This is a genomic window from Stenotrophomonas sp. YJH_SMC_91 (assembly GCF_059368495.1).
In genome coordinates this window covers 389,019-411,943 of record NZ_JCAFRT010000002.1, presented here as the reverse complement: position 1 = coordinate 411,943, position 22,925 = coordinate 389,019, and the positions used below count along the sequence as shown (strand labels likewise).

Genomic DNA, 22,925 nt, shown 5'->3' with positions numbered 1-22,925 from the left:
ATGAGCGATACCCTCCGCGACCAGCTGATGGGCCTGGGCTTCAAGCCCGCGCCCAAGCCCGAGCGCAAGAATGATGGCCCCCGCCGTGATGGCCGCCCGCAGGGCAAGGGTGGCAACGGCAATGGAAAGCCGCAGGGCGCTGGCAAGGGCGAGCACAAGCCCGGTGAGCGTCGCGGGCATGGCCACGGTGGCCCGGGCAGGCCCGGCCAGTCGCGTGGCCCGGGCCAGCAGGGCCCGCGCAAGCCGCGCAGCGCCGAAGAGATGGATCTAGCCAAGGCCTATGCCATCCGTGCGCAGCGTGAGAAGGAAGAGCGCATCGAGACCGAGCGCCTGAAGCAGGAAGAAGCACGCGTGCGCCGCGAGGCGAAGGCCAAGCTGGAAGAACTGCTGAAGGACAAGGGCCTGAACTCCGAGGCGGCTGATATCGCTCGCCACTTCCCGTATGGCGGCAAGATCAAGCGCATCTACGTGACCGCCGAACAGCTGACCGCGCTCAATGCCGGTGAGCTGGGCGTGGTCCAGCTCAATGGCCGTTACCTGCTGGTGACCGCCGAAGTGCTGGCACAGTCCGAAGCGGTGTTTGCCGCATCGGTGGCACTGAAGGTCGACCCGAACGCGCCGGCCGAGGAAGATCCCTACGCGGACCCGCAGTACCAGGTACCGGACGACCTGGTCTGGTAACTGCACCTGCTGCACGATGAAAACGCCGGGCATTGCCCGGCGTTTTCGTTACCGGACGCGCGCAGTGCTGTGGCGTGCACGGATCAACGGCAGGCTCAGCGCGAAGAAGCACAGCAGTGCGCCGACCAGAGCGAATCCGCTACCTGCGAGGAAGGCCGTGCGTCCCTCGTCGATCTTCCACAATTGGCCGGCGATGAGCGCGCCCAGCACGCCGCCGACACCGGACGAGAAACCGTACAGCAGGCCCTGGCCATGGCCATTGAGGCGTCCGGGGAAGTAGATCGCCAGCATCTGCATCGCCGCGGCGAAGAACGCGGCAAAGCCCAGCGCGTGCGCGGTCTGCGCCAGCAGCATCACCGGCAGGTTTTCCGGGAACAGCGCGGTCACCGCCCAGCGCAGGCAGGAGCTGACCAGGGCGATCAGCAGCATCCAGCTGGCGTCATAGCGGCGGAAGAAACGGCCGATGGTGAAGAACACGCCCACTTCGAACACCACGCCGATGGTCCAGAGCAGGCCGAGCGTGGATGTGCGATAGCCGTGGTGGTCCATGTAGACCGAGAAGAAGGTGTAGTACGGGCCGAACGAGAGCTGCTCCATGAAAGCGGCCAGGAAGAACGCCAGCACCGGCGGGCGGCGCACGATCTGCCAGAAGCCGCTGGCATCGCCGCCGGTCCTGCCGATGTCGCGTGCGTAGTGGTTGCTGAAGGCCGAGGCGACCAGCAGGACGAACAGCGGCAGCATCATCCAGGGCAGCAGCCCGGCGCGGCCGGCGGTGCCGTCACCTTCGATCAGCCAGCCGAACAGGGTGACGATGGCGATGAACCCAAGCGAACCCCAGACCCGGATCAGGCCGTAGCGGTGGCTGTCGCTGCCGAGATGGGTGAGGGTGATCGACTCGAACTGCGGCATCACCGCGTTGTAGAAGAAGCAGAACACGATCATCGCCGGATACATCCATGGCTGCGGCAGAGGCAGCAGGAATGCGGCGAAGCTGATCAGGGTCAGTACGCAGCCGATGCGCAACAGTCGGATCGGCCGCGGTGAGGTGGCTGCCAGCGAGGTCCAGGCACTGGGTGCAACCACGCGTGTGGCATACCACAGCCCCATCATCACGCTGATGGCGGTCACGCTCATCCCGCGTGCAGTGAGGAACAGGCTCCAGTACGGAGTGAACGCGCCCAGCGCCGCGTAATAGAACAGGTAGAAGCTGGAAAGACGGGCAACGGGAACGGTCATCGCGGAATGATGAAGCAAAAAGGGGACGGAGGGGATCAAGTCATTTGTGCCACAAGCGACTTGATCCCCTCCGTCCCCATTCTGTGTCATTCGGGATCGTAGTCGAGGTTGGAGGCCAGCCAGCGCTCGGCCTGGGCGCGCTCCACGCCCTTGCGCCGGGCGTAGTCGGTGACCTGCTCGCGGCTGAGGCGCCCGACCACGAAGTACTGGCTTTGCGGATGACTGAAGTAGTAGCCCGACACTGCGGCGGTCGGAAGCATCGCAAAGCTCTCGGTCAGTTCCATGCCGGCGTTGGCCTCGGCCCGCAGCAGATCGAACAGGCGCCGCTTCTCGCTGTGCTCGGGGCACGCCGGATAGCCGGGGGCGGGGCGGATGCCACGGTACTGCTCATCGATCAGGGCGTCGTTGTCCAGCGTCTCGGCCTGGTCATAACCCCAGAATTCCGTGCGTACGCGCTGATGCAGGCGCTCGGCCAGGGCTTCGGCGAAGCGGTCGGCCAGCGCCTTCAGCAGGATCGCGTTGTAGTCGTCATGCTCGGCTTCGAAGCGCGCCACGTGGGCATCGATGCCGATGCCGGCGGTGACCGCGAACGCGCCGATCCAGTCCTGCCTGCCGCTGTCGGTCGGGGCGATGAAATCGGCCAGGCAGAAATCCGGGCGCTCGGCCGGCTTGTCCACCTGCTGGCGCAGGAAGTGCAGGGTGGTCTCGCCCTGTGGGTGCTGCACGCGCACGTCGTCGCCGACGCTGTTGGCCGGCCACAGGCCGAACACGGCCTTGGCGGTCAGCCACTTCTCGCCGACGATGCGGTCGAGCATCGCGCGGGCATCGCGGTAAAGCTCGCTGGCCTGGCTGCCGACGATCTCGTCGGTGAGGATCGCCGGGAACTTGCCGGCAAGCTCCCAGGCCTGGAAGAACGGCGTCCAGTCGATGTACTCGACCAGCTCGGCCAGCGGATAGTCATCGAAGACGTGCAGGCCCGGCTGCTTCGGTGCGGGCGGCGTGTAGTTCCCCCAGTCGCCCTGGAACTTCTGCCCGCGTGCATGTTCCAGCGACACCAGGCGCTTGGCATCGCCACGATTGCGGTGCCGTGCCCGGATCTCGGCATAGTCGGCCTCGTTGGCGGCAACGAAGGCTTCGCGCAGGTCGCGCGAGATCAGCGACTGGGCCACGCCGACCGCGCGCGAGGCGTCCTTCACCCACACCGTAGGCGCTTTGTAGTGCGGGTCGATCTTCAACGCGGTGTGCGCGCGCGAGGTGGTGGCGCCGCCGATCAGCAGCGGCAGATTGAAACCCTGGCGCTCCATCTCGCGGGCGACGTGGCTCATCTCCTCCAGCGAGGGAGTGATCAGACCGGACAGGCCGATCAGGTCGGCGTTGTGCTCGCGCGCGGCATCGAGGATCTTCTGCGCCGGCACCATCACGCCAAGGTCGACCACCTCGAAGTTGTTGCAGGCCAGGACCACGCCGACGATGTTCTTGCCGATGTCATGCACATCGCCCTTCACCGTGGCCATGATGATCTTGCCGTTGCTCTTGGCAGTGTCGCCGCTGCGCGCCTTCTCCGCCTCGATGTACGGCAGCAGGTAGGCCACGGCCTTCTTCATCACACGCGCGGATTTCACCACCTGCGGCAGGAACATCTTGCCGGCGCCGAACAGGTCACCGACGATGTTCATGCCGTCCATCAGCGGGCCTTCGATCACGTCCAGCGGGCGGCTGGAGGCCTGCCGGGCCAGCTCGGTGTCTTCCTCGACAAAGGCATCCAGGCCGTGCACCAGTGCATGCGCCAGGCGCTGCGCCACCGGCTTGTCGCGCCAGGCCAGGTCTTCGGTCTTCGCCGCACCCTTCCTGCCCTTGTAGCGCTCGGCGATCTCCAGCAGGCGTTCGGTGGCATCGCTGCGGCGGTTGAGGATCACATCCTCCACGCGCTCACGCAGCTCCGGCTCCAGCTCATCGTAGATCGGCATGGCACCGGCATTGACGATGCCCATGTCCATGCCGGCGGCGATGGCGTGGTACAGGAACACCGAATGGATGGCCTGGCGCACCGTTTCGTTGCCGCGGAACGAGAACGAGACGTTGGAGACACCACCGGAGACGTGGCAGTGCGGCAGCGTCTGCTTGATGATGCGGGTGGCTTCGATGAAGTCCACCGCATAGTTGTCATGTTCTTCGATGCCGGTGGCGACGGCGAAGATGTTCGGATCGAAGATGATGTCCTGCGGCGGGAAGCCGATCTCGTCGACCAGGATGCGGTAGGCGCGGGTGCAGATCTCGACCTTGCGCGCGCAGGTATCGGCCTGCCCGCTTTCATCGAAGGCCATCACCACCGCGGCAGCACCGTAGCGCAGGACCTTGCGCGCGTGCTCGCGGAACAGTGCCTCGCCTTCCTTCAGCGAGATCGAGTTGACCACGCTCTTGCCCTGCAGGCACTTCAGGCCGGCCTCGATCACGCTCCACTTGGAGGAGTCGACCATCACCGGGATGCGGGCGATGTCCGGCTCGGACATGATCAGGTTGAGGTAGCGGGTCATCGCCGCTTCCGAATCGATCAGGCCCTCGTCCATGTTGACGTCGAGGATCTGCGCGCCGCTTGCCACCTGCTGGCGGGCCACGTCCACCGCTTCTTCGTAGCGGCCTTCCTTGATCAGCTTGCGGAACTGCGCGCTGCCGGTCACGTTGGCGCGTTCGCCGACGTTGATGAACAGCAGGTCCGGGGTGATGACCAGGGGTTCCAGGCCGGACAGGCGGGTAGGGCGGACAGGCGTCATGGCAGGCGTCGGCTCAGCAGCAATAGGGCGGGAAGTGCGGAACGGTGGCGGCGACATTCATGCGGCCTGCTCCCGGGTGCCGGGCAGTGCGCGCGGCGGCAGCCCGGTCACAGCCGCGGCAATGGCGCGGATATGGTCGGGCGTGGAGCCGCAGCAGCCGCCGACCAGGTTCAGCAGGCCATCTTCGGCGAAGCCTCGCAGGGTGCTGGCCATGTCCTCCGGCGTCTCGTCATACTCGCCGAAGGCATTGGGCAGACCGGCATTGGGGTGTGCGCTGACGTAGCAGTCGGCGACCTGCGCAAGGGTTTCCACGTGCGGTCGCATCGCATCGGCGCCCAGCGCGCAGTTCAGCCCGATCGACAGCGGCCGAGCATGCGCCAGCGAGGCATGGAAGGCTTCCGCAGTCTGCCCGGACAGGGTGCGTCCGGACGCGTCGGTGATGGTGCCGGAGATCATCACCGGCAAGCGCGCGCCACGCGCATCAAAAGCCTCTTCCAGCGCATACAGCGCCGCCTTGGCGTTGAGCGTGTCGAAGATGGTCTCGACCATGAGGGTGTCGGCACCGCCGTCGATCAGGCCCTCGATCGCTTCGCGGTAGGTGTCGCGCAGCTCGTCGAAGCTGGTGTTGCGGAAGCCCGGATCATTGACGTCGGGACTGATCGAGGCGGTGCGGCTGGTGGGGCCGATCACCCCGATCACGAAGCGGGGCTTGCCCGGCGTGGTCGCAGCCACTGCATCACAGCAGGTTCGCGCAACTGCGGCACCGGCCTTGTTCAATTCGTACACCAGGTGTTCGAGGTGGTAGTCGGCCTGGCTGACCGACGTGGCGTTGAAGGTGTTGGTCTCGACCAGATCCGCGCCCGCTTCCAGGTAGGCGGTGTGGATGTCGGCGATGATCTGCGGCCGGGTCAGCAGCAGCAGGTCGTTGTTGCCCTTCAGGTCATGGCCTTCCGGTGTTGCGTGATCGCAGCCGGGGCCATGCAGATGGTCGTAGCCATCGGCGAAGCGCTCGCCACGGTAATCGTCTTCCTGCAGGCCATGGCGCTGGATCATCGTACCCATCGCGCCGTCGATGATCAGGATCCGCTCGCGCAGGGCGTCGAGCAGGGCGTTGGCACGATCAGGATGCAACCAGGGCAGGGCAGGCATGGCGGTCTCGGCTCAGGGCTTGTGGGCGATCAGTGAAATCACTTCAAAGTGCGGCGGACGCTTTTCGCGGGTAACCGTCTCCAGGCTGGACACCTGCAGGCCGGCCTTGTCGACGAACCTGCGCAGTTCCTTGTCACTGAAACCGAGGTTGACGTGGCCGTAAGCCTCCACTGCTGCCTTGTGCTCGTGGCGGGCGAGGCTGCACAGCAGCAGGCGGCCACCGGGGCGCAGCACGCGCGCGCCTTCGGTCACCGCCTGCGCCGGCTTGCTGGCGTAGGTCAGCGCGTGCATCAGCACTACCAGATCGAAACTGTTGTCCTTGAAGGGCAGCGCATGCATGTCGCCCTCGCGCACTTCCACGTTGGGCAGACGGCGTAGGCGCTCGCTGGCGGCGGCGACCACGCGCGCGCTGGTGTCGATGCAGATGTAGCGCTTGGCATGCGGGGCCACCAGTTCGGCCAGCACGCCGTCACCAGAGGCGATGTCCAGCACGTCGCCGGTCTCCAGCAGCGGCAGCGCGGTGCGGGCGAGGGCTTCCCAGGTGCGCCCCGGGGAGTAGTGGCGTTCCATGTCGCCGGCCACGCTGTCGGCCCAGTTCTGGTCGGAGGCGCGATGGGCCAGCACGGCAGCGACGCGTTCAGCGTCCTGGCGCAGCAGCGGGTCATCGCTTCCGTTGCTCAAGGCATGCCACAATGCACGCTGCGCCGGGTCCAGCTGGGCCTCGTCGAAGCGGTAATAGGCCGATACGCCCGCACGGCGGTCGCGGACCAGGCCGGCTTCCTTCAGGCGCGCCAGGTGGGTGGACACGCGTGGCTGTGCCAGCCGGGTGATCGCCGACAGTTCGGCCACGGTCAGTTCCTCCTGCTCCAGCAGCGCCAGCAGGCGCACGCGGGTCGCATCGGCGAACACCTTCAGGCGGGTCGACCAGTCTTCAAGATCCATAAATATCTACCTATCGCGATATAGAGATATATTCGCTGAAAGGGCCCGTCGCGGTCAAGTCGCCAGCGTACGGAAACAGCCGGGCCCCGGTACAATCGGGGCACCTGGGCGCGCCGTATGTAGCCCATAACTTCATGTACCCGGGAGGGTGTTGTGGATTTCAGCTTTACCGAAGAGCAGTTGATGCTGCAGGACGTTGCGCGGCGCATCGCGCAGGAGAAGATCGCCCCGAGCGCGGAGCACCATGACCGTACCGGCGAGTTCCCGCTCGACAACATCCGCCTGCTGGGCGAGAACGGCCTGATGGGCATCGAAGTGCCGACCGAATACGGTGGCGCGGGCATGGACCCGGTTGCGTACGTGCTGGCGATGGTGGAGGTCGCCGCCGCCGACGCAGCCCATTCGACCATCATGTCGGTCAACAACTCGCTGTTCTGCAACGGCATCCTCACCCACGGTACCGAGCAGCAGAAGCAGACCTACGTGCGTGCCATCGCCGAGGGCGAGGCCATTGGCGCGTTCGCGCTGACCGAGCCGCAGTCCGGCTCCGATGCCACCGCCATGCGCTGCCGCGCGGTGAAGCAGGCCGACGGCACCTTCGTCATCAACGGCAAGAAGAGCTGGATCACCTCCGGCCCGGTGGCCAGGTACATCGTGCTGTTCGCGATGAGCGAGCCGGACAAGGGCGCGCGCGGCATCACCGCCTTCCTCATCGATACCGACAAGGCGGGCTTCGGTCGCGGCAAGACCGAGCCGAAGCTGGGCATCCGCGCTTCGGCCACCTGCGAGATCGAGTTCAGCGATTACGTGGCGCAGGCCGAAGACGTGCTGGGCCAGGAAGGCGAGGGCTTCAAGATCGCCATGAGCGTGCTCGATGCTGGCCGCATCGGCATCGCCTCGCAGGCCATCGGCATCGCCCGCGCCGCCTATGAGGCGACCCTGGAATACGTGAAGGAGCGCAAGGCCTTCGGCGCGGCCATCGGCACCTTCCAGATGACCCAGGCCAAGATCGCCGACATGAAGTGCAAGCTGGACGCAGCGCTGCTGCTGACCCTGCGTGCCGCGTGGGTGAAGGGTCAGGGCAAGCGTTTCAGCACCGAAGCAGCGGTGGCCAAACTGACCGCTTCGGAAGCAGCGATGTGGATCACGCACCAGGCGGTGCAGATCCACGGCGGCATGGGGTACTCGAAGGAGATGCCGCTGGAGCGTTACTTCCGTGATGCCAAGATCACCGAGATCTACGAGGGCACCTCGGAGATCCAGCGCCTGGTGATCGCGCGCAACGAGACCGGGTTGCGCTGATGGACGCGACGGGGCGGCGATTGCCGCCCCGTTTCCTTTGTGCGATCAACGTGGCAATCGGCAAACGATATCCGTTCCGTTCCATTCACAGACGATCTGCAGCGACTCAGGTGGAGCACCGGGGAACATGTTCACCCCATAGAGGCGACCGGAGTCGATCCATCGATCCAGATCGTCCCGGCTGTTGAAGTTGTAGGTGCCGGCGAAGTGTTGGGCCAGGCCGGGGCTGGTTGCCGCGCCGTCGGGAATCATGTTGCCATTGGCGTCCTTGCTCTGGCCTTGCACGTATCTGGCGGTGTCCACTGACGAAGAGACGATGGCCAGCGTAGTCTTCGAGCCATCGCGCCAGGTGATCCTGTAGATTGCACCGTCGATTCCGAGGGCCTTGCTGACGAAGCTCAGGCCGATCGAGGACAGGAATGTCGCCATGCTGTTCCAAGCCCTCGACGATGTCGTGGCGCCTGTGAATGCCTTGCCCATGGCGCTCTCCAGCCTGAATCGCTCGGTTGCCATCTGCACGACATCGTAGGCGTTGAGGTTCTTGTGCTCTTCCGGGAAGCCTATGCCGTTGGCGTATTGCGGGTCATCAGGATGAACCTCGTACTGGACTCCTCTTCCGGCCCACTGCCGCGGCGCGAACTGTACGGTTGGCACGTTGTTGTCGAGCATCCCCATGATCCGATTGAAGGATGCGTTGATTGGCTCGGGAATCTGCGCCCTGGTGGCGCGATACCGACGCAGCTCGCGATCGTATTCCACATCGAAGCCATGGAGCCGGCGCTGCTGGAAGTCGACGACGATGGTGGGCCCCGTGCCCGAGTAAAGCGCCAGTGCGCGTGGATCGCGACAGTTGTCGCAGACGAGGACGCCTGCCGCATGTGCGTCCTGGACGCTGCTGGCCGCGAAGAGCGCGCCAAGCAGAAGGGCGGGGCGGCTGAAGCGTCGTAGTGGTGCTCTTTCCATGAACTGTCTCCTGGGCGGCATCGGATCGATTGCCGTGGAGGCATCTGGATAGCAACGATCCGGGCGTGCCGCACTTCTGCGCGCCCAGGAATCCAAAGCGGGGGCCTTATGCGAAACCGGTAGACGCCTTGAGCGCCTCGTTGTCGGCGCAGCAGTGGAAGGGACTTTTCAGTACAGGCCGTATGCGACCGGTCTCCGGGCAGGCGACATGCCAACGATCCATTGGCATTCCCGCTCCTTGGTCGCAGAATGCTCCACCGTTCATGGACGCCACCACATGCTCATCTATCGAGGCGCAGGGCTGCTGACCCTGCTCACACCGATCGCTGCCGTGCTGCTCATCCTCATCCTGTTCCCGGATCCAGCGGTGGGTCGCGGCAATACTTCACTCAGCCAGGTCCTGCTGGCGTTCGGCCTTGGCTCGGCAATCAACACGGTGCTGGGTTTCGTGCTCAATCGAAAGCCGCGTGCACCTGGGCAGCATGCTCCGCATCACTTCTTCTTCCTGCCGATGCAATGGCCTGCGCTGGCGATTGTGGCGGCATGCGTGGTGATTGCAGTGTTGCGCTGAGACGCTGCCCGGACAGCGCCCACCAAGGTTGGCGACTACCGGGTATGCGTCGCTCCGGTAGATGCCGACCTGGGGCGGCATGGGTCCAGAAGCGGCAACAAAAAAGGCCCCGGATCGCACCGGGGCCTTTCTCGTTTCAGTTCACCGCTGGATCAACGATCCGGACGGTGTGCTGCATCCGCGTCGCGCTGGCGTTCCATGAACTCCTTGGACGGTTCATCCAGCTTGTCGCCCAGCATGCGGCGCACGACCACGAAGAACACCGGGATCATCAACAGGCCGAGCAGGGTGGCGAACAGCATGCCGCCGATCACGCCGGTACCGATGGCGTGGCGGGAATTGGCGCCCGCGCCGGTGGAGATCGCCATCGGGATCACGCCCATGATGAACGCGAACGAGGTCATCAGGATCGGGCGGAAACGCAGGCGGGCCGCTTCGATGGTGGCATCGCGCAGGTTCTTGCCGGCGGCGCGCTGCTCCACCGCGAACTCCACGATCAGGATCGCGTTCTTCGCCGCCAGGCCGATCACGGTGATCAGGCCGATCTTGAAGAACAGATCGTTGGGCAGGCCGCGCAGCATCGACAGGCCGAGGGCACCGAGCACACCCAGCGGCACCACCAGCAGCACCGCCACCGGGATCGACCAGCTCTCATACAGCGCGGCCAGGCACAGGAACACCACTACGATCGACAGCACCAGCAGCAGCGTCGCCGCGTTGCCAGCCAGGATTTCCTGGTAGGACATGCCCGACCAGTCGTAGCCGAAGCCGGCCGGCAGGTCGTCGTTGACGATGCTCTCCATGGTCTGCATCGCCTCGCCCGAGCTGGTACCCGGGGCCTGCGAGCCGACGATGTTGATCGCCGAGTAGCCGTTGTAGCGGCTCAGCGACGGCGGTGCCGACACCCACTCGGACTTGACCACCGTGTTCAGCGGGATCATCGAATTGGTGCCATCGGCGTTCTTGGTCAGGCTGGACGGGCTGTAGAAGCTCTTCAGCGACTCCTGGCCGGTGCGGTACGGACCATCGGCCTGCATGGTCACGCGCTTGATGCGGCCTTCGTAGAAGAAGTCGTTGACGTACACCGGGGCCAGCATCAGCTGGATGGTGCTGTACACGTCCGACACCGACATGCCCATCGACTGCGCCTGCACGCGGTCTACATGCAGCTGCAGCTGCGGCGCGTTTTCCAGGCCGTTCGGGCGCACGCCGACCAGGTGGTCCGGCTTCTGCGCGGCCTGGCCGAGCAGGATGTTGCGGGCCTGCGTCAGCTGCTCGTAACCGGCACCGCTGCGGTCCTGCAGCCACATGTCGAAGCCGCCGAACTGGCCAAGGCCCTGCACGGTGGGTAGGTTGACCACGAAGATCTGCGCTTCCTTGATGCCGTAGAACGCGCCGTTCATGTTCTGGATGAACTCGGGCGCGGTGAACTTGCGTTCCTCCCACGGCTTCAGGCGGATGAAGCCCATGCCGACGTTCTCGCCGGAACCGACGAAGCTGAAGCCGGCCACCTGCAGCATGCCTTCATAGCCATCCTGCTTTTCCAGGATGCCACGCATCTGCGCGAACACTTCGTTGGTCTGGCCCTTGGTCGAGCCCGGCGGCAGCTGCACGATCGCCAGCGCATAGCCCTGGTCTTCTTCCGGCAGGAAGCTGCCCGGCATGCGGGTGAACAGGAAGCCGCACAGTGCGGTGAGCACCACGAACAGGATCATCCAGCGCGGCGCATGGCGCACCGCCGAGGTGATGTGGCCGACATAGGTGTGGCTGATCTTGTCGTAGTACTTGTTGAAGGTGCGGTAGACGATGTTCGGATTGTCGTTGTGCGTCGGCTTCAGGAAGGTCGCGCACAGCGCCGGGGTGAAGCCCAGCGCCAGGAACGCCGAGAACGCCATCGAAATGGCGATGGTCAGGGCGAACTGCTTGTAGATCTCACCGGCGGCGCCGCCCTGCAGGGCGGACGGGATGAACACCGCAGCCAGCACGACGGTGATCGCCACCACCGCGCCGGTGATCTGGGTCATCGCCTTCTGCGTGGCCGGCTTCGGCGCCAGGCCTTCCTCGGTCATGATGCGTTCGACGTTCTCGATCACCACGATCGCGTCATCGACCACGATGCCGATTGCCAGCACCATCGCGAACAGGGTCAGCTGGTTGATCGTGAAGCCGATCATCCACATGCCCAGGAAGGTACCGAGCAGCGCCACCGGGATGACCAGGGTCGGGATCAGCGTGGCGCGGAAGTTCTGCAGGAAGATCAGCATCACCAGGAACACCAGGAACACTGCTTCAAACAGCGTCTTGACCACTTCCTGGATCGAGATCTTGACGAAGGTGGTGCTGTCGTACGGCGAGAACCAGGTCACCCCGGACGGGAAGCTGGGCTGCAGCTCGTCCATCTTGGCGCGCACCGCCTCGGCCACGTTCAGGGCGTTGGCGCCCGGCAGCAGCTGGATGGCGAAGGCACCGGTCGGCTTGCCGTTGTACTGGGTGTCGAAACCGTAGTTGTTGGCACCGAAGGCAACGCGGGCGATGTCCTTCAACAGCACCCGCGAGCCGTCAGCGTTGGCGCGCAGGATGATGTTCTCGAACTCCTGCGGCGAACTGAAGCGGCCTTCGGCCGAGACCGTGGCGGTGAAGTGCTGGCCTTCCGGCGACGGATCCGAGCCAAGCGCACCGGCGGCGAACTGCACGTTCTGCGCGCGCACCGCAGCCAGCACCTGGCTGGCCGACAGGCCATAACCCTGCATCTTTTCCGGGTTCAGCCAGATGTTCATCGCGTACTCGGAACCGAACTGCTGGGTGCTGCCGACGCCGGGGATACGCGAGACCTGGTCGAGCACGCGCGAACCAACGATGTCGTTCAGCGCATCACGGTTGATGGTCGGGGTATCGGACTGCAGCGCCACCACCATCAGGAAGCCGGCGTTGGCCTTGGCCACCACCACGCCCTGCTGGGTCACTTCCGAAGGCAGTCGTGGCGTGGCCAGCGAGACCTTGTTCTGCACCTGCACCTGGGCGATGTCCGGATCGGTACCCGTCTCGAAGGTCAGGGTGATCTGCGCACGGCCGTTGGACGACGAGGAAGAGCTGAAGTACAGCAGGTGATCGATACCGGTCAGCTGCTGCTCGATCACCTGGGTGACCGATTTTTCCGTGGTGTCGGCACTGGCGCCCGGGTAGGTGGCCGAGACGGTGACCTGCGGTGGGGCGATGTTGGGATAGGACTCCACGCCCAGGTTGAGGATCGCGATCACGCCGCTGAGCGAGATCAGGATCGCCACCACCCAGGCGAAGACTGGATGTTCGATGAAAAATTTAGGCATGACGGAAGGTTCCCGTTACTGCTTGTTCGAATCGGTGGCGGCCGGCTTGGCCGCATCGGCCTGCTCGGGCTTGGCCGCGTCGGCCGGTGCCTTGCCAGCAGCCGGTGCGGTGCCCGCCGGAGCGGCGCCGCCTGCGGCCGGCTTGCCGTTGGCGTCCTGCCCCGGGGTCCACGGCTTGGCCACCGCCGGTGCACCTTCCTTGACCTTCTGCACGCCGGCCACGATCACCTTGTCGCCGGCGGCCAGGCCGTCGCTGACCAGCCAGTTGCCGTTCTGCGCGCCATCGGTCTTCACGTTCTTGCGCGCGACCTTGCCGTCGGCGCCGACCACCATCACGTAGCCGCCCGTGGTGTCGCGCAGCAGGGCCTGCTGCGGTACCAGGAAGGCATTGTTGCGTTCGCCCAGGTTGGCCTGGAAGCTGACGAAGGCGCCCGGCAGCAGGATCTGCTGCGGGTTCGGCAGCAACGCACGCAACGACACCGCACCGGTGGCCGGGTCGACCGTGGTCGAGGAGAAGTCCAGGGTGCCCGGCTCGCTGTAGGTGCTGCCATCGGCCAGCTTGACGTTCACCGTGGCCTTGCCGTCGCCCGACAGCGCCAGCGCGCCCTTGGCCTGTTGCGCGCGCAGCTGGGTCAGCTCGTCCACGCTCAGCGAGAAGTTCACGTACAGCGGGTCGAGCTGGTCGACGGTGGTCAGCAGGGTCACATCGCCCTGGCCGACCAGCGCGCCTTCGGTGACCTGCTGCTTGTTGGCCACGCCGCTGATCGGTGCGGTTACTTCGGTGTAGCCCAGGCTGATGCGCGAGGAAGTCACCGCTGCTTCGGCCTGCTTGACCGCCGCCAGCGCGGTACGCTCGGCCGATTCAGCGTTGTCCAGGTCGGACTTGGAGACGAACTGCTGCGGCGCCAGCGAACGTGCACGGTCGGCGGCCACCTTGGCGTTGGCGTAGGTCGCGCGGGCCGAGGCCAGCTGTGCTTCGGAGGCGTTGAGCGAGGCACGCAGCGGCGCCGGGTCGATCAGGAACAGGGGCTGGCCCTGCTTGACCTGCGAGCCTTCCTGGTAGACGCGCTTGAGCAGCACGCCCGGCACGCGCGCACGCACGTCGGCGCTGCGGAACGGCGACAGGCGACCGACCAGCTCGCGCTGCAGCGGCAGGGTCTGCGGCTTGGCGTCGATCACGCCCACCTCCGGCGGCGGGGGCGTCTGCTGTTCCGGCTTCTTGCAGGCAGCCAGCGCGACAGCAACGGCGCACGTCAAGGCAAGGGTGCGGAGTGGGGCGGTCATCAGGAGGAACTCCGGGGTTGGTTTGAAGACGGGGCCGGCGACGGCTGAGGCGCGAAGGCGCGCAGGAAGCTGTCGACGGAGAACTCTGCCCAGCGCCGACGCAGCCGCGCGTCATCACGATGGGGGGTATGGAAACGCTGTTTGTCGAAATCCTGACCGGCAATCATGCTCAGCAGCAGTTCGGCCATGAAGTGCGGGTCGTCATGCCGGAGCTGGCCACGCATGCAAACGGTTTCAATCCATTCAGCAAGATGAAGCGTCAGTGCGCCGGCTCCGTGCCGGTACAGCGTACGCGCCTCTTCGGGAAACTGGGCCGCGTCGGCGGCGATCAGCCGGCAAGCCTGGCCCACGTGCGGTTGGTTGAAGTGCTCCAGGAAGTCGGTGGCGAACTGGAGCAGGCTGGCACGCAGGTCGTCAGTGCGGAGTGCACGAACCATGGCGCCGGTAGCGTGGCCGACGTGGCGCTGCATCACCCGGCGCAGCAGTTCCTGCTTGCTGCCGTAGCGCGAGTACAGGGTCTGCTTGGAGCAGCCGGCGTGCTGGGCCACCGCCTCCATGCTCATCTGCATGCCCTGCTGGGCCAGCAGTTCGCGTACGGCGTCGAACACACGCTCATCGCGTGCATCGAGGGCAACGGGGAGGTAGGCCGGGTTCACGCGGTGGACTATACCGTCCAGTTCAGGATTGTGGAATCGCATCGGCGTCGCCGCGTGTGTCTTCCCGTAACACGTTTTGCCGATCCTGTCGGCAGTGCTGAAACAGGCGCCAGCACCATACCGGTGCGAACTGAATAGGCGTTTGAACCGCAGCAAACCCGAATCTGCTTATTCCGTCCTGCAGCAAGGCCTTTTCGCGCGGTAGGGCTACAATTTCATTTTCCCAACTGAGCAAGCGCATCGCTCTGCCATGAAACCGCAAAAAACCGCAGCCAAGACCGTGAAGAACAAGACGAAACCAGCAGAGTCGGAGGTCGCAGTGACCGCTGGTTTCTCCCTGGAGCCGGTGTACACGGCCTTGCGCAAGCGCTACCCCGCGGCCGCACAGGCCGAAGCAGTGGCCTTTGCCACTGACTTCTACAAGCGCATGGAATCGGACGAGTTCCCGCACCACAGCGCTGAAGAGTGGGCCGCTCTCGCGGCTGAGACGCTGGAATTCGCGCGTGCCCGCAAGGCCGGCAAGGCCAACGTCCGCGTGTTCAATCCGACCGCGAAGGCCAACGGTTGGGAATCGCCGCACACCGTGCTGCAGATCGTCAACGATGACATGCCGTTCCTCGTCGATACGGTCACCATGTCGCTGGCCGAGCAGGGCGTGGGCGTCCACGTGCTGGGCCACCCGGTGCTGCGCTTCACCCGCGACAAGGCCGGCAAGCTGGTCAAGGTCGGCGAGGGTGATGCCGAGTCGGTGATGCTGCTGGAGATCGACCGCCAGCCGGCCGAAGCCATGGCCGCCATCGAACAGGCCATCAACAAGGCGCTGGACGAAGTACGCGCGATCGTGCGCGACTGGCAGCCGATGAAGGACAAGGCACTGGCACTGGCCGACGACCTGGGCAAGCGCCAGCTGCCGGTCGACGATGCATCGCGCAAGGAAGCACAGGAGTTCCTGCGCTGGGCCGCCGACAACCACTTCACCTTCTTCGGCTACCGCGAGTACCGCGTCGAGAAGCAGGGCAAGGAAGACGTACTGGCGCCGCTGAACGACACCGGCCTGGGCCTGATGCGCGGCAAGGACAAGTCCGCGGCCCGCCCGGTCAAGACCCTGGCCGCGCAGGGCCTGAACGCCACGTCCGGCCTGAAGGACGCGCTGATCCTGACCAAGACCAATGCCCGTTCGCGCGTGCACCGCGCCGGCTACATGGACTACATCGGCGTGCTGGAATTCGACGCCAAGGGCAAGATCATCGGCGAGCAGCGCTTCCTCGGCCTGTTCACCTCCAGCGCCTACAACCGCCGCCCATGGGAGATCCCGCTGGTGCGCCAGCGCCACGAGCACGTGATGAAGCAGTCCGGCCTGGCCCCGGCCAGCCACAGTGGCAAGGCCCTGCGCCACATCTTGGAAACCCTGCCGCGCGAAGAACTGTTCCAGTCCAGCGAGGACGAACTGTTCCGCACCGCGATGGGCGTGCTGGGCCTGCAGGAACGCGTGCGCAGCCGCCTGTTCCTGCGCCGCGACAAGTACAGCCGTTTCATTTCCGCGCTGGTCTACCTGCCGCGCGAGCGCTTCAACACCGACGTGCGCCTGCGCATCGAGGCGATGCTGAAGGACGCGCTGCACGGTGAGTACGTCGACAGCTCGGTGGTGCTGGGCGAATCGCCGCTGGCCCAGGTGCACCTGATCGTGCGCCCGAAGCCGGGTGAAATGCTCGACGTTGATACCGCCGAACTGGAGCAGAAGCTGGCCCAGGTGCTGCGCAACTGGCAGGACGACCTGCGCGAAGCGCTGGTGGCCCGCCACGGCGAGACCGAAGGCCTGCGCATCGCCGCGCGTATCGGCAAGGCGCTGCCGGCCGGCTACATCGAAGACAACAGCACCGCGGTTGCAGCCAACGATGTCAGCCAGCTTGATGCCCTGACCGGCCCGGACGACCTGCGCCTGAGCCTGCAGGCCGTGCCGCGCGAAAGCGGTGATGGCCTGCGCCTGAAGCTGTATCGCCAGCTGGACGACATCCCGCTGTCGGACGCGCTGCCGATGATGGAAAACATGGGCCTGCGCGTGATCGCCGAGCGTCCGTACCGCCTGTCGGTCGACAACGCCCCGGTGTACGTGCAGGACTTCGAGGTCGAATCGACCGCCGGCGCGATCGATGCCGCCAGCGTCGATGAAGCCTTCGGCGAGACCTTTGCCCGCGTCTGGCACGGCGATGCCGAGAACGACGGCTTCAACCGCCTGGTGCTGGCTGCCGGCCTGCACTGGCGCCAGGTCGCCATGCTGCGTGGCTACTGCAAGTACCTGCTGCAGACCGGCGTGCCGTTCTCGCAGGCCTACGTGGAAGGCACCTTCGCGCGCTACCCGCTGCTGGCCCGACTGCTGGTCGAGCTGTTCGAAGCGCGCTTCGATCCGGCTACCGGCCACGAGAGCAAGGATGACATCGCCGCCGGCCAGGCCCAGCTGAAGGCCCACTTCGATGTGCTGGCTGCTGGCGACGACGCCACCCTGAAGGTGCTCAAGACCGTGGTCGACGCCCGCAAGGGTGACCGCGACGCGCAGATGCAGGCCGCGCGCGATGCGCTGCTGAAGCTGATGGACCGTGTGTCCAGCCTGGACGAGGACCGCATCCTGCGCTCGTTCATGGGCGTGATCGACGCGACCCTGCGCACCAGCTACTACCAGACCGATGCCAACGGCCAGCACGGCCATGTCATCAGCTTCAAGTTTGATTCGGCGCTGGTGCCGGACCTGCCGAAGCCGCGCCCGTACCGCGAGATCTTCGTCTACGGCCCGCGCGTGGAAGGTACCCACCTGCGCTTCGGCGCGGTCGCCCGTGGCGGCCTGCGCTGGTCGGACCGTCGCGAAGACTTCCGTACCGAAGTGCTGGGCCTGGTCAAGGCACAGATGGTCAAGAACACCGTGATCGTGCCGGTCGGCGCGAAGGGCGGCTTCTTCGCCAAGACCCCGCCGGTGAACGGCGACCGCGACGCGATCTTCGCCAACGGCGTGGCCTGCTACAAGCTGTTCATCCAGGGCCTGCTGGACATCACCGACAACATCGTCAACAACAAGATCGTGCCGCCGGTGGATGTCGTGCGCCACGACATGGACGATCCGTACCTGGTGGTGGCCGCCGACAAGGGCACCGCGACCTTCTCCGACATCGCCAACGGCCTGGCCATCGCGCACGGCTTCTGGATGGGCGATGCGTTCGCCTCCGGTGGTTCGGTTGGCTATGACCACAAGGGCATGGGCATCACCGCACGCGGTGCGTGGGAATCGGTCAAGCGCCACTTCCGTGCTCTGGGCCGTGACAGCCAGACCCAGGACTTCACTGCGGTCGGCGTCGGCGACATGTCCGGCGACGTGTTCGGCAACGGCATGCTGCTGTCGCGCCACATCCGCCTGGTCGCTGCCTTCGACCACCGCCACATCTTCCTGGACCCGAACCCGGATGCGGCCACCACGTTCGTCGAACGTGAGCGCCTGTTTACCGTGCCGCGTTCGAGCTGGGCGGACTACGACGCCAAGCTGATCAGCAAGGGCGGCGGCGTGTACCCGCGCAGCCTGAAGTCGATCGAGATCACCCCGCAGGTGCGTGAAGCGCTGGGCCTGGATGACAACGTCAAGGCGCTGTCGCCGAACGATCTGATGAGCGCGATCCTGAAGGCACCGGTCGACCTGCTGTGGAACGGCGGCATCGGTACCTACGTGAAGGCTGCCAGCGAGCAGCACAGCGATGTCGGCGACCGCGCCAACAACGCCCTGCGCGTGAACGGTGGCGAGCTGCGCTGCAAGGTGGTGGGCGAGGGCGGCAACCTGGGCCTGACCCAGCTGGGCCGCATCGAAGCCGCCCAGGCCGGCGTGCTGCTCAACACCGACTTCATCGACAACTCGGCCGGTGTGGACACCTCCGACCACGAAGTCAACATCAAGATCCTGCTCAACGATGTGGTGCGGGCCAAGAAGCTGACCGTCGAGCAGCGCAACAAGCTGCTGGCCTCGATGACCGATGAAGTCGCCGAGCTGGTGCTCAATGACAACTACCGCCAGAACCAGGCGCTGAGCCTGATGGAGCGGATGGCGGTCAAGCGCCTGGGTTCCAAGCAGCACTTCATCCGTACCCTGGAACAGCAGGGCCTGCTGGATCGCCAGATCGAGTTCCTGCCGTCCGACGCCGAGCTGTCCCAGCGCAAGGCACGCGGCCAGGGCCTGACCCGCCCGGAACTGTCGGTGCTGCTGTCCTACTCGAAGCTGGTGGCGTTCGCCCAGCTACTGGAATCGGACATCCCGGAAGATCCGTACCTGTCCAAGGAACTGCAGCGTTACTTCCCGACCCCGCTGCAGAAGAAGTACGCCGACGCGATGGAGCGTCACCGCCTGAAGCGCGAAATCATCGCCACGGCCGTGACCAACCAGACCATCAACCGCATGGGCGCCACCTTCCTGATGCGCATGCAGGAAGACACCGGCCGTTCCATCGCCGAGGTCGCCAAGGCCTACACCATCAGCCGCGAAACGCTGGATGCGCGCGCGCTGTGGGCGCAGATCGATGCACTCGACGGCAAGGTGCCGGAGTCGGTGCAGATCGACGCACTGGAAGTGATCTGGAAGCTGCAGCGTTCGTTCGTGCGTTGGCTGCTGTCGCGCCCGGGCGCGATGCCGGGCATCACTGAAGCGGTCAACCGCTACCAGGGTCCGTTCAACGACATCCGCGTTGCCTCGGGTGTGCTGCCGGATTCGCAGCGTCCGACCTACGAAGCCCTGGTGGCCGAGTGGAAGGAAAAGGGCCTGCCGTCCGCGCTGGCGCAGCAGCTGGCCGAACTGCACTTCCTGGAGCCGGCGTTCGACATCATCGAACTGGCCCGCACCCGCAAGCTGAAGCCGGTGGACGTGTCCAAGGTCCACTTCCGCCTGGGCGATGCCCTGCAGCTGCCGTGGCTGTTCGAGCAGGTCGATGCGCTGGAGGTCAACGGTCGTTGGCACGCCGTGGCACGTGGCGTGCTGCGTGACGAGCTGGCCGCCAACCACCGCAACCTGGCCGGCCAGGTGCTGGGCACCAAGGGCAGCAGCGCGGAGGCCAAGGTCGCAGCCTGGATGGGCCGCGACGACAACAGCCTGCGCTTCACCCTGGCGATGCTGGCCGAACTGGCCGAGCAGAAGACCCTGGACTACCCGACCGTTTCGGTCGCGGTGCAGCGCCTGGGCCAGCTGGCGGCACACGGCGCGTAAGTGAAGTAGTGCCAGGCCATGCCTGGCATGCGTGAACCGGAACGGCCCCGCGAAAGCGGGGCCGTTTTGTTTCTGCCCTTGACCTTTGCGACCATCTGACCCGACGCCGGCCGTGAACCTGCCAGGTGGATGACCGGCCCGTCCGCCGGGACCGTGAGCGCCATGGATGGCGCGACCGAGCCCCCATGGATGGGTTTACGGCGTGTCCCGGCGGACGGGCCGGTCATCCGCCCAGCGGGGTCCAACCCCCGGCGCTCGGTTATGCTCTTCCTCATGCCTTCCCCCCGGATCCACCGATGAGCGACACCCCCCGCATCGCTTTCCTGGCCAGCACCGCCGAGCCCGCGCAGATGGCCCGCGCGGCGATGATCTCGCGTTATGGCGATCACGCGCCGGAGCAGGCCGACGTGCTGTGCCCGCTGGGGGGCGACGGCTTCATGCTGCAGACCCTGCATCGGCATGGGCACCTGGGCAAGCCGGTGTTCGGCATGAAGCTGGGCACGGTCGGCTTCCTGATGAACCAGTACCGTGGAGACGACGACGTGCAGGCCCGCATCGCACGCGCAGAACCGGCCAACCTGCGCCCGCTGGAAATGGTGGCGCTGACCGAGTCCGGCACCAGTACCGGCTCGCTGGCCTACAACGACGTTTCGCTCCTGCGCCAGACCCGGCAGGCCGCGCATATTGGCATCGACCTCAACGGCCAGGAGCGCGTGGCCGAACTGATCGGCGACGGCGTGCTGGTGGCCACCCCGGCCGGCAGTACCGCCTACAACTATTCCGCGCATGGTCCGGTGCTGCCGCTGGGCTCGCACACCATCGCGCTGACGCCGTTGGCCCCGTACCGGCCGCGGCGCTGGCGCGGCGCGATCCTGAAGGCCGATACCGAAGTGCGCTTCCGCGTGCTCGATCCGTACAAGCGCCCGGTCAGCGTGACTGCCGATTCGCACGAGACCCGCGACGTGGTCGAGGTGACCATCCGTGAGTCGAAGGACCGCCGCGTGACCCTGCTGTTCGACCCGGAGCACAACCTGGAAGACCGGATCCTGAGCGAACAGTTCGTTTTTTGAGGACAATGGGCAGCCGGCCGTGCCGACCGCTTGAAGGACCCCCACCGATGGGCGACAACTCCCCCCGTTTGCTGACCGTCGCGGTGACCTCGCGCGCGCTGTTCGACCTCGAGGAAAGCCACGCGCTGTTCGAGAGCGATGGCGTGGCGGCCTATGCCGAATTCCAGCGCCAGCACGAGGACGATATCCTCGGCCCCGGCGTGGCGTTTCCGGTGGTACGCAAGCTGCTGGCTTTGAACCAGGGGGCCAGCCCGGAGAATCCTCGCGTCGAGGTGATCCTGCTGTCGCGCAACTCGGCCGATACCGGCCTGCGCATCTTCAATTCGATCCAGCACTACGGCCTGGGCATCATCCGTGCAACGTTCACCGCCGGCGAGCCGACCTGGCCGTACGTGAAGCCGTTCGGCACCGACCTGTTCCTGTCGGCGAACCCGGAATCGGTGCGCAGCGCGCTGCGCCACGGCATCGCCGCGGCGACCATCCTGCCCAAGCCGCCCGGCGAAACCGCCGCCGCGGCGGCCGACCAGATCGATACCGGTCGCCCGGCCGGCCAGTTGCGCATCGCCTTCGACGGTGACGCGGTGATCTTCGGTGACGAGAGCGAGCGCATCTCACGCGAGCAGGGCGTGGAGGCGTTTGGCCGGCACGAGCGTGAACGGGCCCGCGAACCCCTCAGCGGCGGCCCGTTCCGCGGTTTCCTGTCGGCCCTGCATACGCTGCAGGAAGTGTTCCCGGCCGGCGAGAGCGCGCCGATCCGCACTGCGCTGGTGACCGCACGCTCGGCACCGGCGCATGAGCGCGTAATCCGCACCCTGCGCGAGTGGGGAGTGCGCCTCGACGAAGCGCTGTTCCTCGGCGGCCGCCACAAGGGGCCCTTCCTGCAGGCGTTCGGTGCCGACATCTTCTTCGATGATTCGCAGCACAACATCGACAGTGCGCGCGAACACGTGGCCGCCGGCCACGTACCGCACGGTGTCGCCAACGAGGGGTGAGACCATGCCGGGTGGGTGCCAACCGTTGGTTGGCACAGCCATGCATCGGCGCCCACCAAGCTGGGCATCTACCAGAGCGCTGTACCGCGGTAGTCGCCAACCTTGGTTGGCGCCATCCTGGGTCCATGCCCACCAAGGTGGGCACCTACCGAAAGCAGCACCGTCGAAGGGCATGACCCGTCACGGGGTGGCCGACATCCCCAACCGCAGATCCACCACCTTCCAGCACATGCCTTGCGGTTCCAGCACCACTTTCATCGGCGGCTGGTCGGGGCCGCGATCGACGTCGATCACGAAGCGGTCCAGCGCTTCGAAGTGATGCTCGGCGTTCTTCAATGGCCGTGCCGGCTCGGTCGCGCCGAAGGCATCACCGCCCTGCAGTTCATTGCGGCCGCGCTTCCACAGCACGTGGCCCTGCAGCATTGCGCCGATCCCGGTCGGGGTCACCATGGTCTCCACCGCTGCACCGCCGAGCTGGTCGCCGAGGCCGTAGAGCAGGGCGCCGAACGGGCTGGCCGCTACATCCGGGCCGGCCTGGCGTACCAGATAGTCGTTGAGCTGGGCGCGCAGGCTGCTGCGCACGCGAGGGAAATCGACATAGCGTTCCAGTCGCGCCGTGTCGCGTTCTTCGATGGCCTTGGACAGGCCATGCACGGCCATGTACGGGCCGCCGAACCACCACGCAGCCAAGGCCAGGACCAGCAGCACAGCCAGTGCAGTGAGCTTCTTCATGCTGTCCAGACTGCCGCAAGTGA

The 22,925-nt window shown here is 65.8% G+C and carries 15 protein-coding genes; 6 read left to right on the top strand and 9 right to left on the bottom strand.

Features of this window, described 5'->3' with window-relative positions; translation table 11 throughout:
• Entirely contained in the window at nucleotides 1-681 is a 681-nt protein-coding gene (locus AC5P5X_RS05495; RefSeq protein WP_005410255.1) for a DUF2058 domain-containing protein, read from the top strand.
• Nucleotides 682-729: 48 nt separating this feature from the next.
• Here AC5P5X_RS05495 and AC5P5X_RS05490 read toward each other — a convergent pair whose 3' ends face one another.
• The 4 genes from AC5P5X_RS05490 to AC5P5X_RS05475 all read right to left on the bottom strand — a co-directional run bounded on the left by AC5P5X_RS05490 (nucleotide 730) and on the right by AC5P5X_RS05475 (nucleotide 6,779).
• A complete protein-coding gene (locus tag AC5P5X_RS05490; RefSeq protein ID WP_062607387.1) occupies nucleotides 730-1,917 on the bottom strand; it encodes an MFS transporter in 1,188 nt (395 codons plus the stop codon).
• Nucleotides 1,918-2,003: 86 nt separating this feature from the next.
• Entirely contained in the window at nucleotides 2,004-4,688 is a 2,685-nt protein-coding gene (gene metH, locus AC5P5X_RS05485) for a methionine synthase (RefSeq protein WP_495215919.1), read from the bottom strand.
• Between the two features lie 57 nt (nucleotides 4,689-4,745).
• Nucleotides 4,746-5,837: a homocysteine S-methyltransferase family protein gene (locus tag AC5P5X_RS05480; protein ID WP_220084294.1), complete on the bottom strand. Its 1,092-nt coding sequence runs from the start codon at nucleotides 5,835-5,837 to the stop codon at nucleotides 4,746-4,748.
• Between the two features lie 12 nt (nucleotides 5,838-5,849).
• A complete protein-coding gene (locus tag AC5P5X_RS05475; protein WP_005410251.1) occupies nucleotides 5,850-6,779 on the bottom strand; it encodes an ArsR/SmtB family transcription factor in 930 nt (309 codons plus the stop codon).
• A 153-nt stretch (nucleotides 6,780-6,932) separates the two neighbouring features.
• On the opposite strand from AC5P5X_RS05475, the gene AC5P5X_RS05470 reads away from it, so the two are divergent.
• A complete protein-coding gene (locus AC5P5X_RS05470; RefSeq protein WP_043034707.1) occupies nucleotides 6,933-8,081 on the top strand; it encodes an acyl-CoA dehydrogenase family protein in 1,149 nt (382 codons plus the stop codon).
• Nucleotides 8,082-8,126: 45 nt separating this feature from the next.
• Here the strand turns inward: AC5P5X_RS05470 and AC5P5X_RS05465 are convergent, their stop codons facing one another.
• A complete protein-coding gene (locus tag AC5P5X_RS05465) occupies nucleotides 8,127-9,044 on the bottom strand; it encodes a hypothetical protein (protein ID WP_005413923.1) in 918 nt (305 codons plus the stop codon).
• A 208-nt stretch (nucleotides 9,045-9,252) separates the two neighbouring features.
• Here AC5P5X_RS05465 and AC5P5X_RS05460 point away from each other — a divergent pair, with 208 nt between their 5' ends.
• Complete coding sequence (locus AC5P5X_RS05460) at nucleotides 9,253-9,615, top strand: hypothetical protein (protein ID WP_224119239.1); 363 nt, start codon at nucleotides 9,253-9,255, stop codon at nucleotides 9,613-9,615.
• 152 nt (nucleotides 9,616-9,767) lie between these two features.
• Here the strand turns inward: AC5P5X_RS05460 and AC5P5X_RS05455 are convergent, their stop codons facing one another.
• The 3 genes from AC5P5X_RS05455 to AC5P5X_RS05445 are packed head-to-tail and all read right to left on the bottom strand — an operon-like array spanning nucleotide 9,768 to nucleotide 14,881.
• The gene (locus tag AC5P5X_RS05455) at nucleotides 9,768-12,941 is read right to left on the bottom strand and encodes a multidrug efflux RND transporter permease subunit (protein ID WP_099481432.1); all 3,174 of its coding nucleotides are present in this window, start codon (nucleotides 12,939-12,941) and stop codon (nucleotides 9,768-9,770) included.
• A gap of 15 nt (nucleotides 12,942-12,956) precedes the next feature.
• On the bottom strand, nucleotides 12,957-14,225 hold the full coding sequence (locus AC5P5X_RS05450) for an efflux RND transporter periplasmic adaptor subunit (protein ID WP_111117869.1): 1,269 nt from the start codon (nucleotides 14,223-14,225) through the stop codon (nucleotides 12,957-12,959).
• Nucleotides 14,225-14,881 carry a TetR/AcrR family transcriptional regulator gene (locus AC5P5X_RS05445; protein ID WP_005410245.1) on the bottom strand — a complete coding sequence of 219 codons (657 nt, stop codon included), beginning with the start codon at nucleotides 14,879-14,881 and terminating at the stop codon, nucleotides 14,225-14,227. The genes AC5P5X_RS05450 and AC5P5X_RS05445 overlap by 1 nt, the downstream gene beginning before the upstream one ends.
• 250 nt (nucleotides 14,882-15,131) lie before the next feature.
• Between AC5P5X_RS05445 and AC5P5X_RS05440 the strand changes: the two genes are divergently transcribed.
• From AC5P5X_RS05440 to AC5P5X_RS05430, 3 genes are all read left to right on the top strand, one after another.
• Nucleotides 15,132-20,108, top strand: a complete 4,977-nt coding sequence (locus tag AC5P5X_RS05440) for an NAD-glutamate dehydrogenase (protein WP_111189474.1) — start codon at nucleotides 15,132-15,134, stop codon at nucleotides 20,106-20,108.
• Between the two features lie 296 nt (nucleotides 20,109-20,404).
• The gene (locus AC5P5X_RS05435) at nucleotides 20,405-21,178 is read left to right on the top strand and encodes an NAD kinase (protein WP_005410243.1); all 774 of its coding nucleotides are present in this window, start codon (nucleotides 20,405-20,407) and stop codon (nucleotides 21,176-21,178) included.
• Between the two features lie 47 nt (nucleotides 21,179-21,225).
• Nucleotides 21,226-22,170 carry a 5'-nucleotidase gene (locus AC5P5X_RS05430; RefSeq protein WP_005410242.1) on the top strand — a complete coding sequence of 315 codons (945 nt, stop codon included), beginning with the start codon at nucleotides 21,226-21,228 and terminating at the stop codon, nucleotides 22,168-22,170.
• Between the two features lie 180 nt (nucleotides 22,171-22,350).
• Here AC5P5X_RS05430 and AC5P5X_RS05425 read toward each other — a convergent pair whose 3' ends face one another.
• Nucleotides 22,351-22,902: a DUF2939 domain-containing protein gene (locus tag AC5P5X_RS05425; RefSeq protein WP_043034705.1), complete on the bottom strand. Its 552-nt coding sequence runs from the start codon at nucleotides 22,900-22,902 to the stop codon at nucleotides 22,351-22,353.
• Nucleotides 22,903-22,925 lie beyond the last annotated feature (23 nt).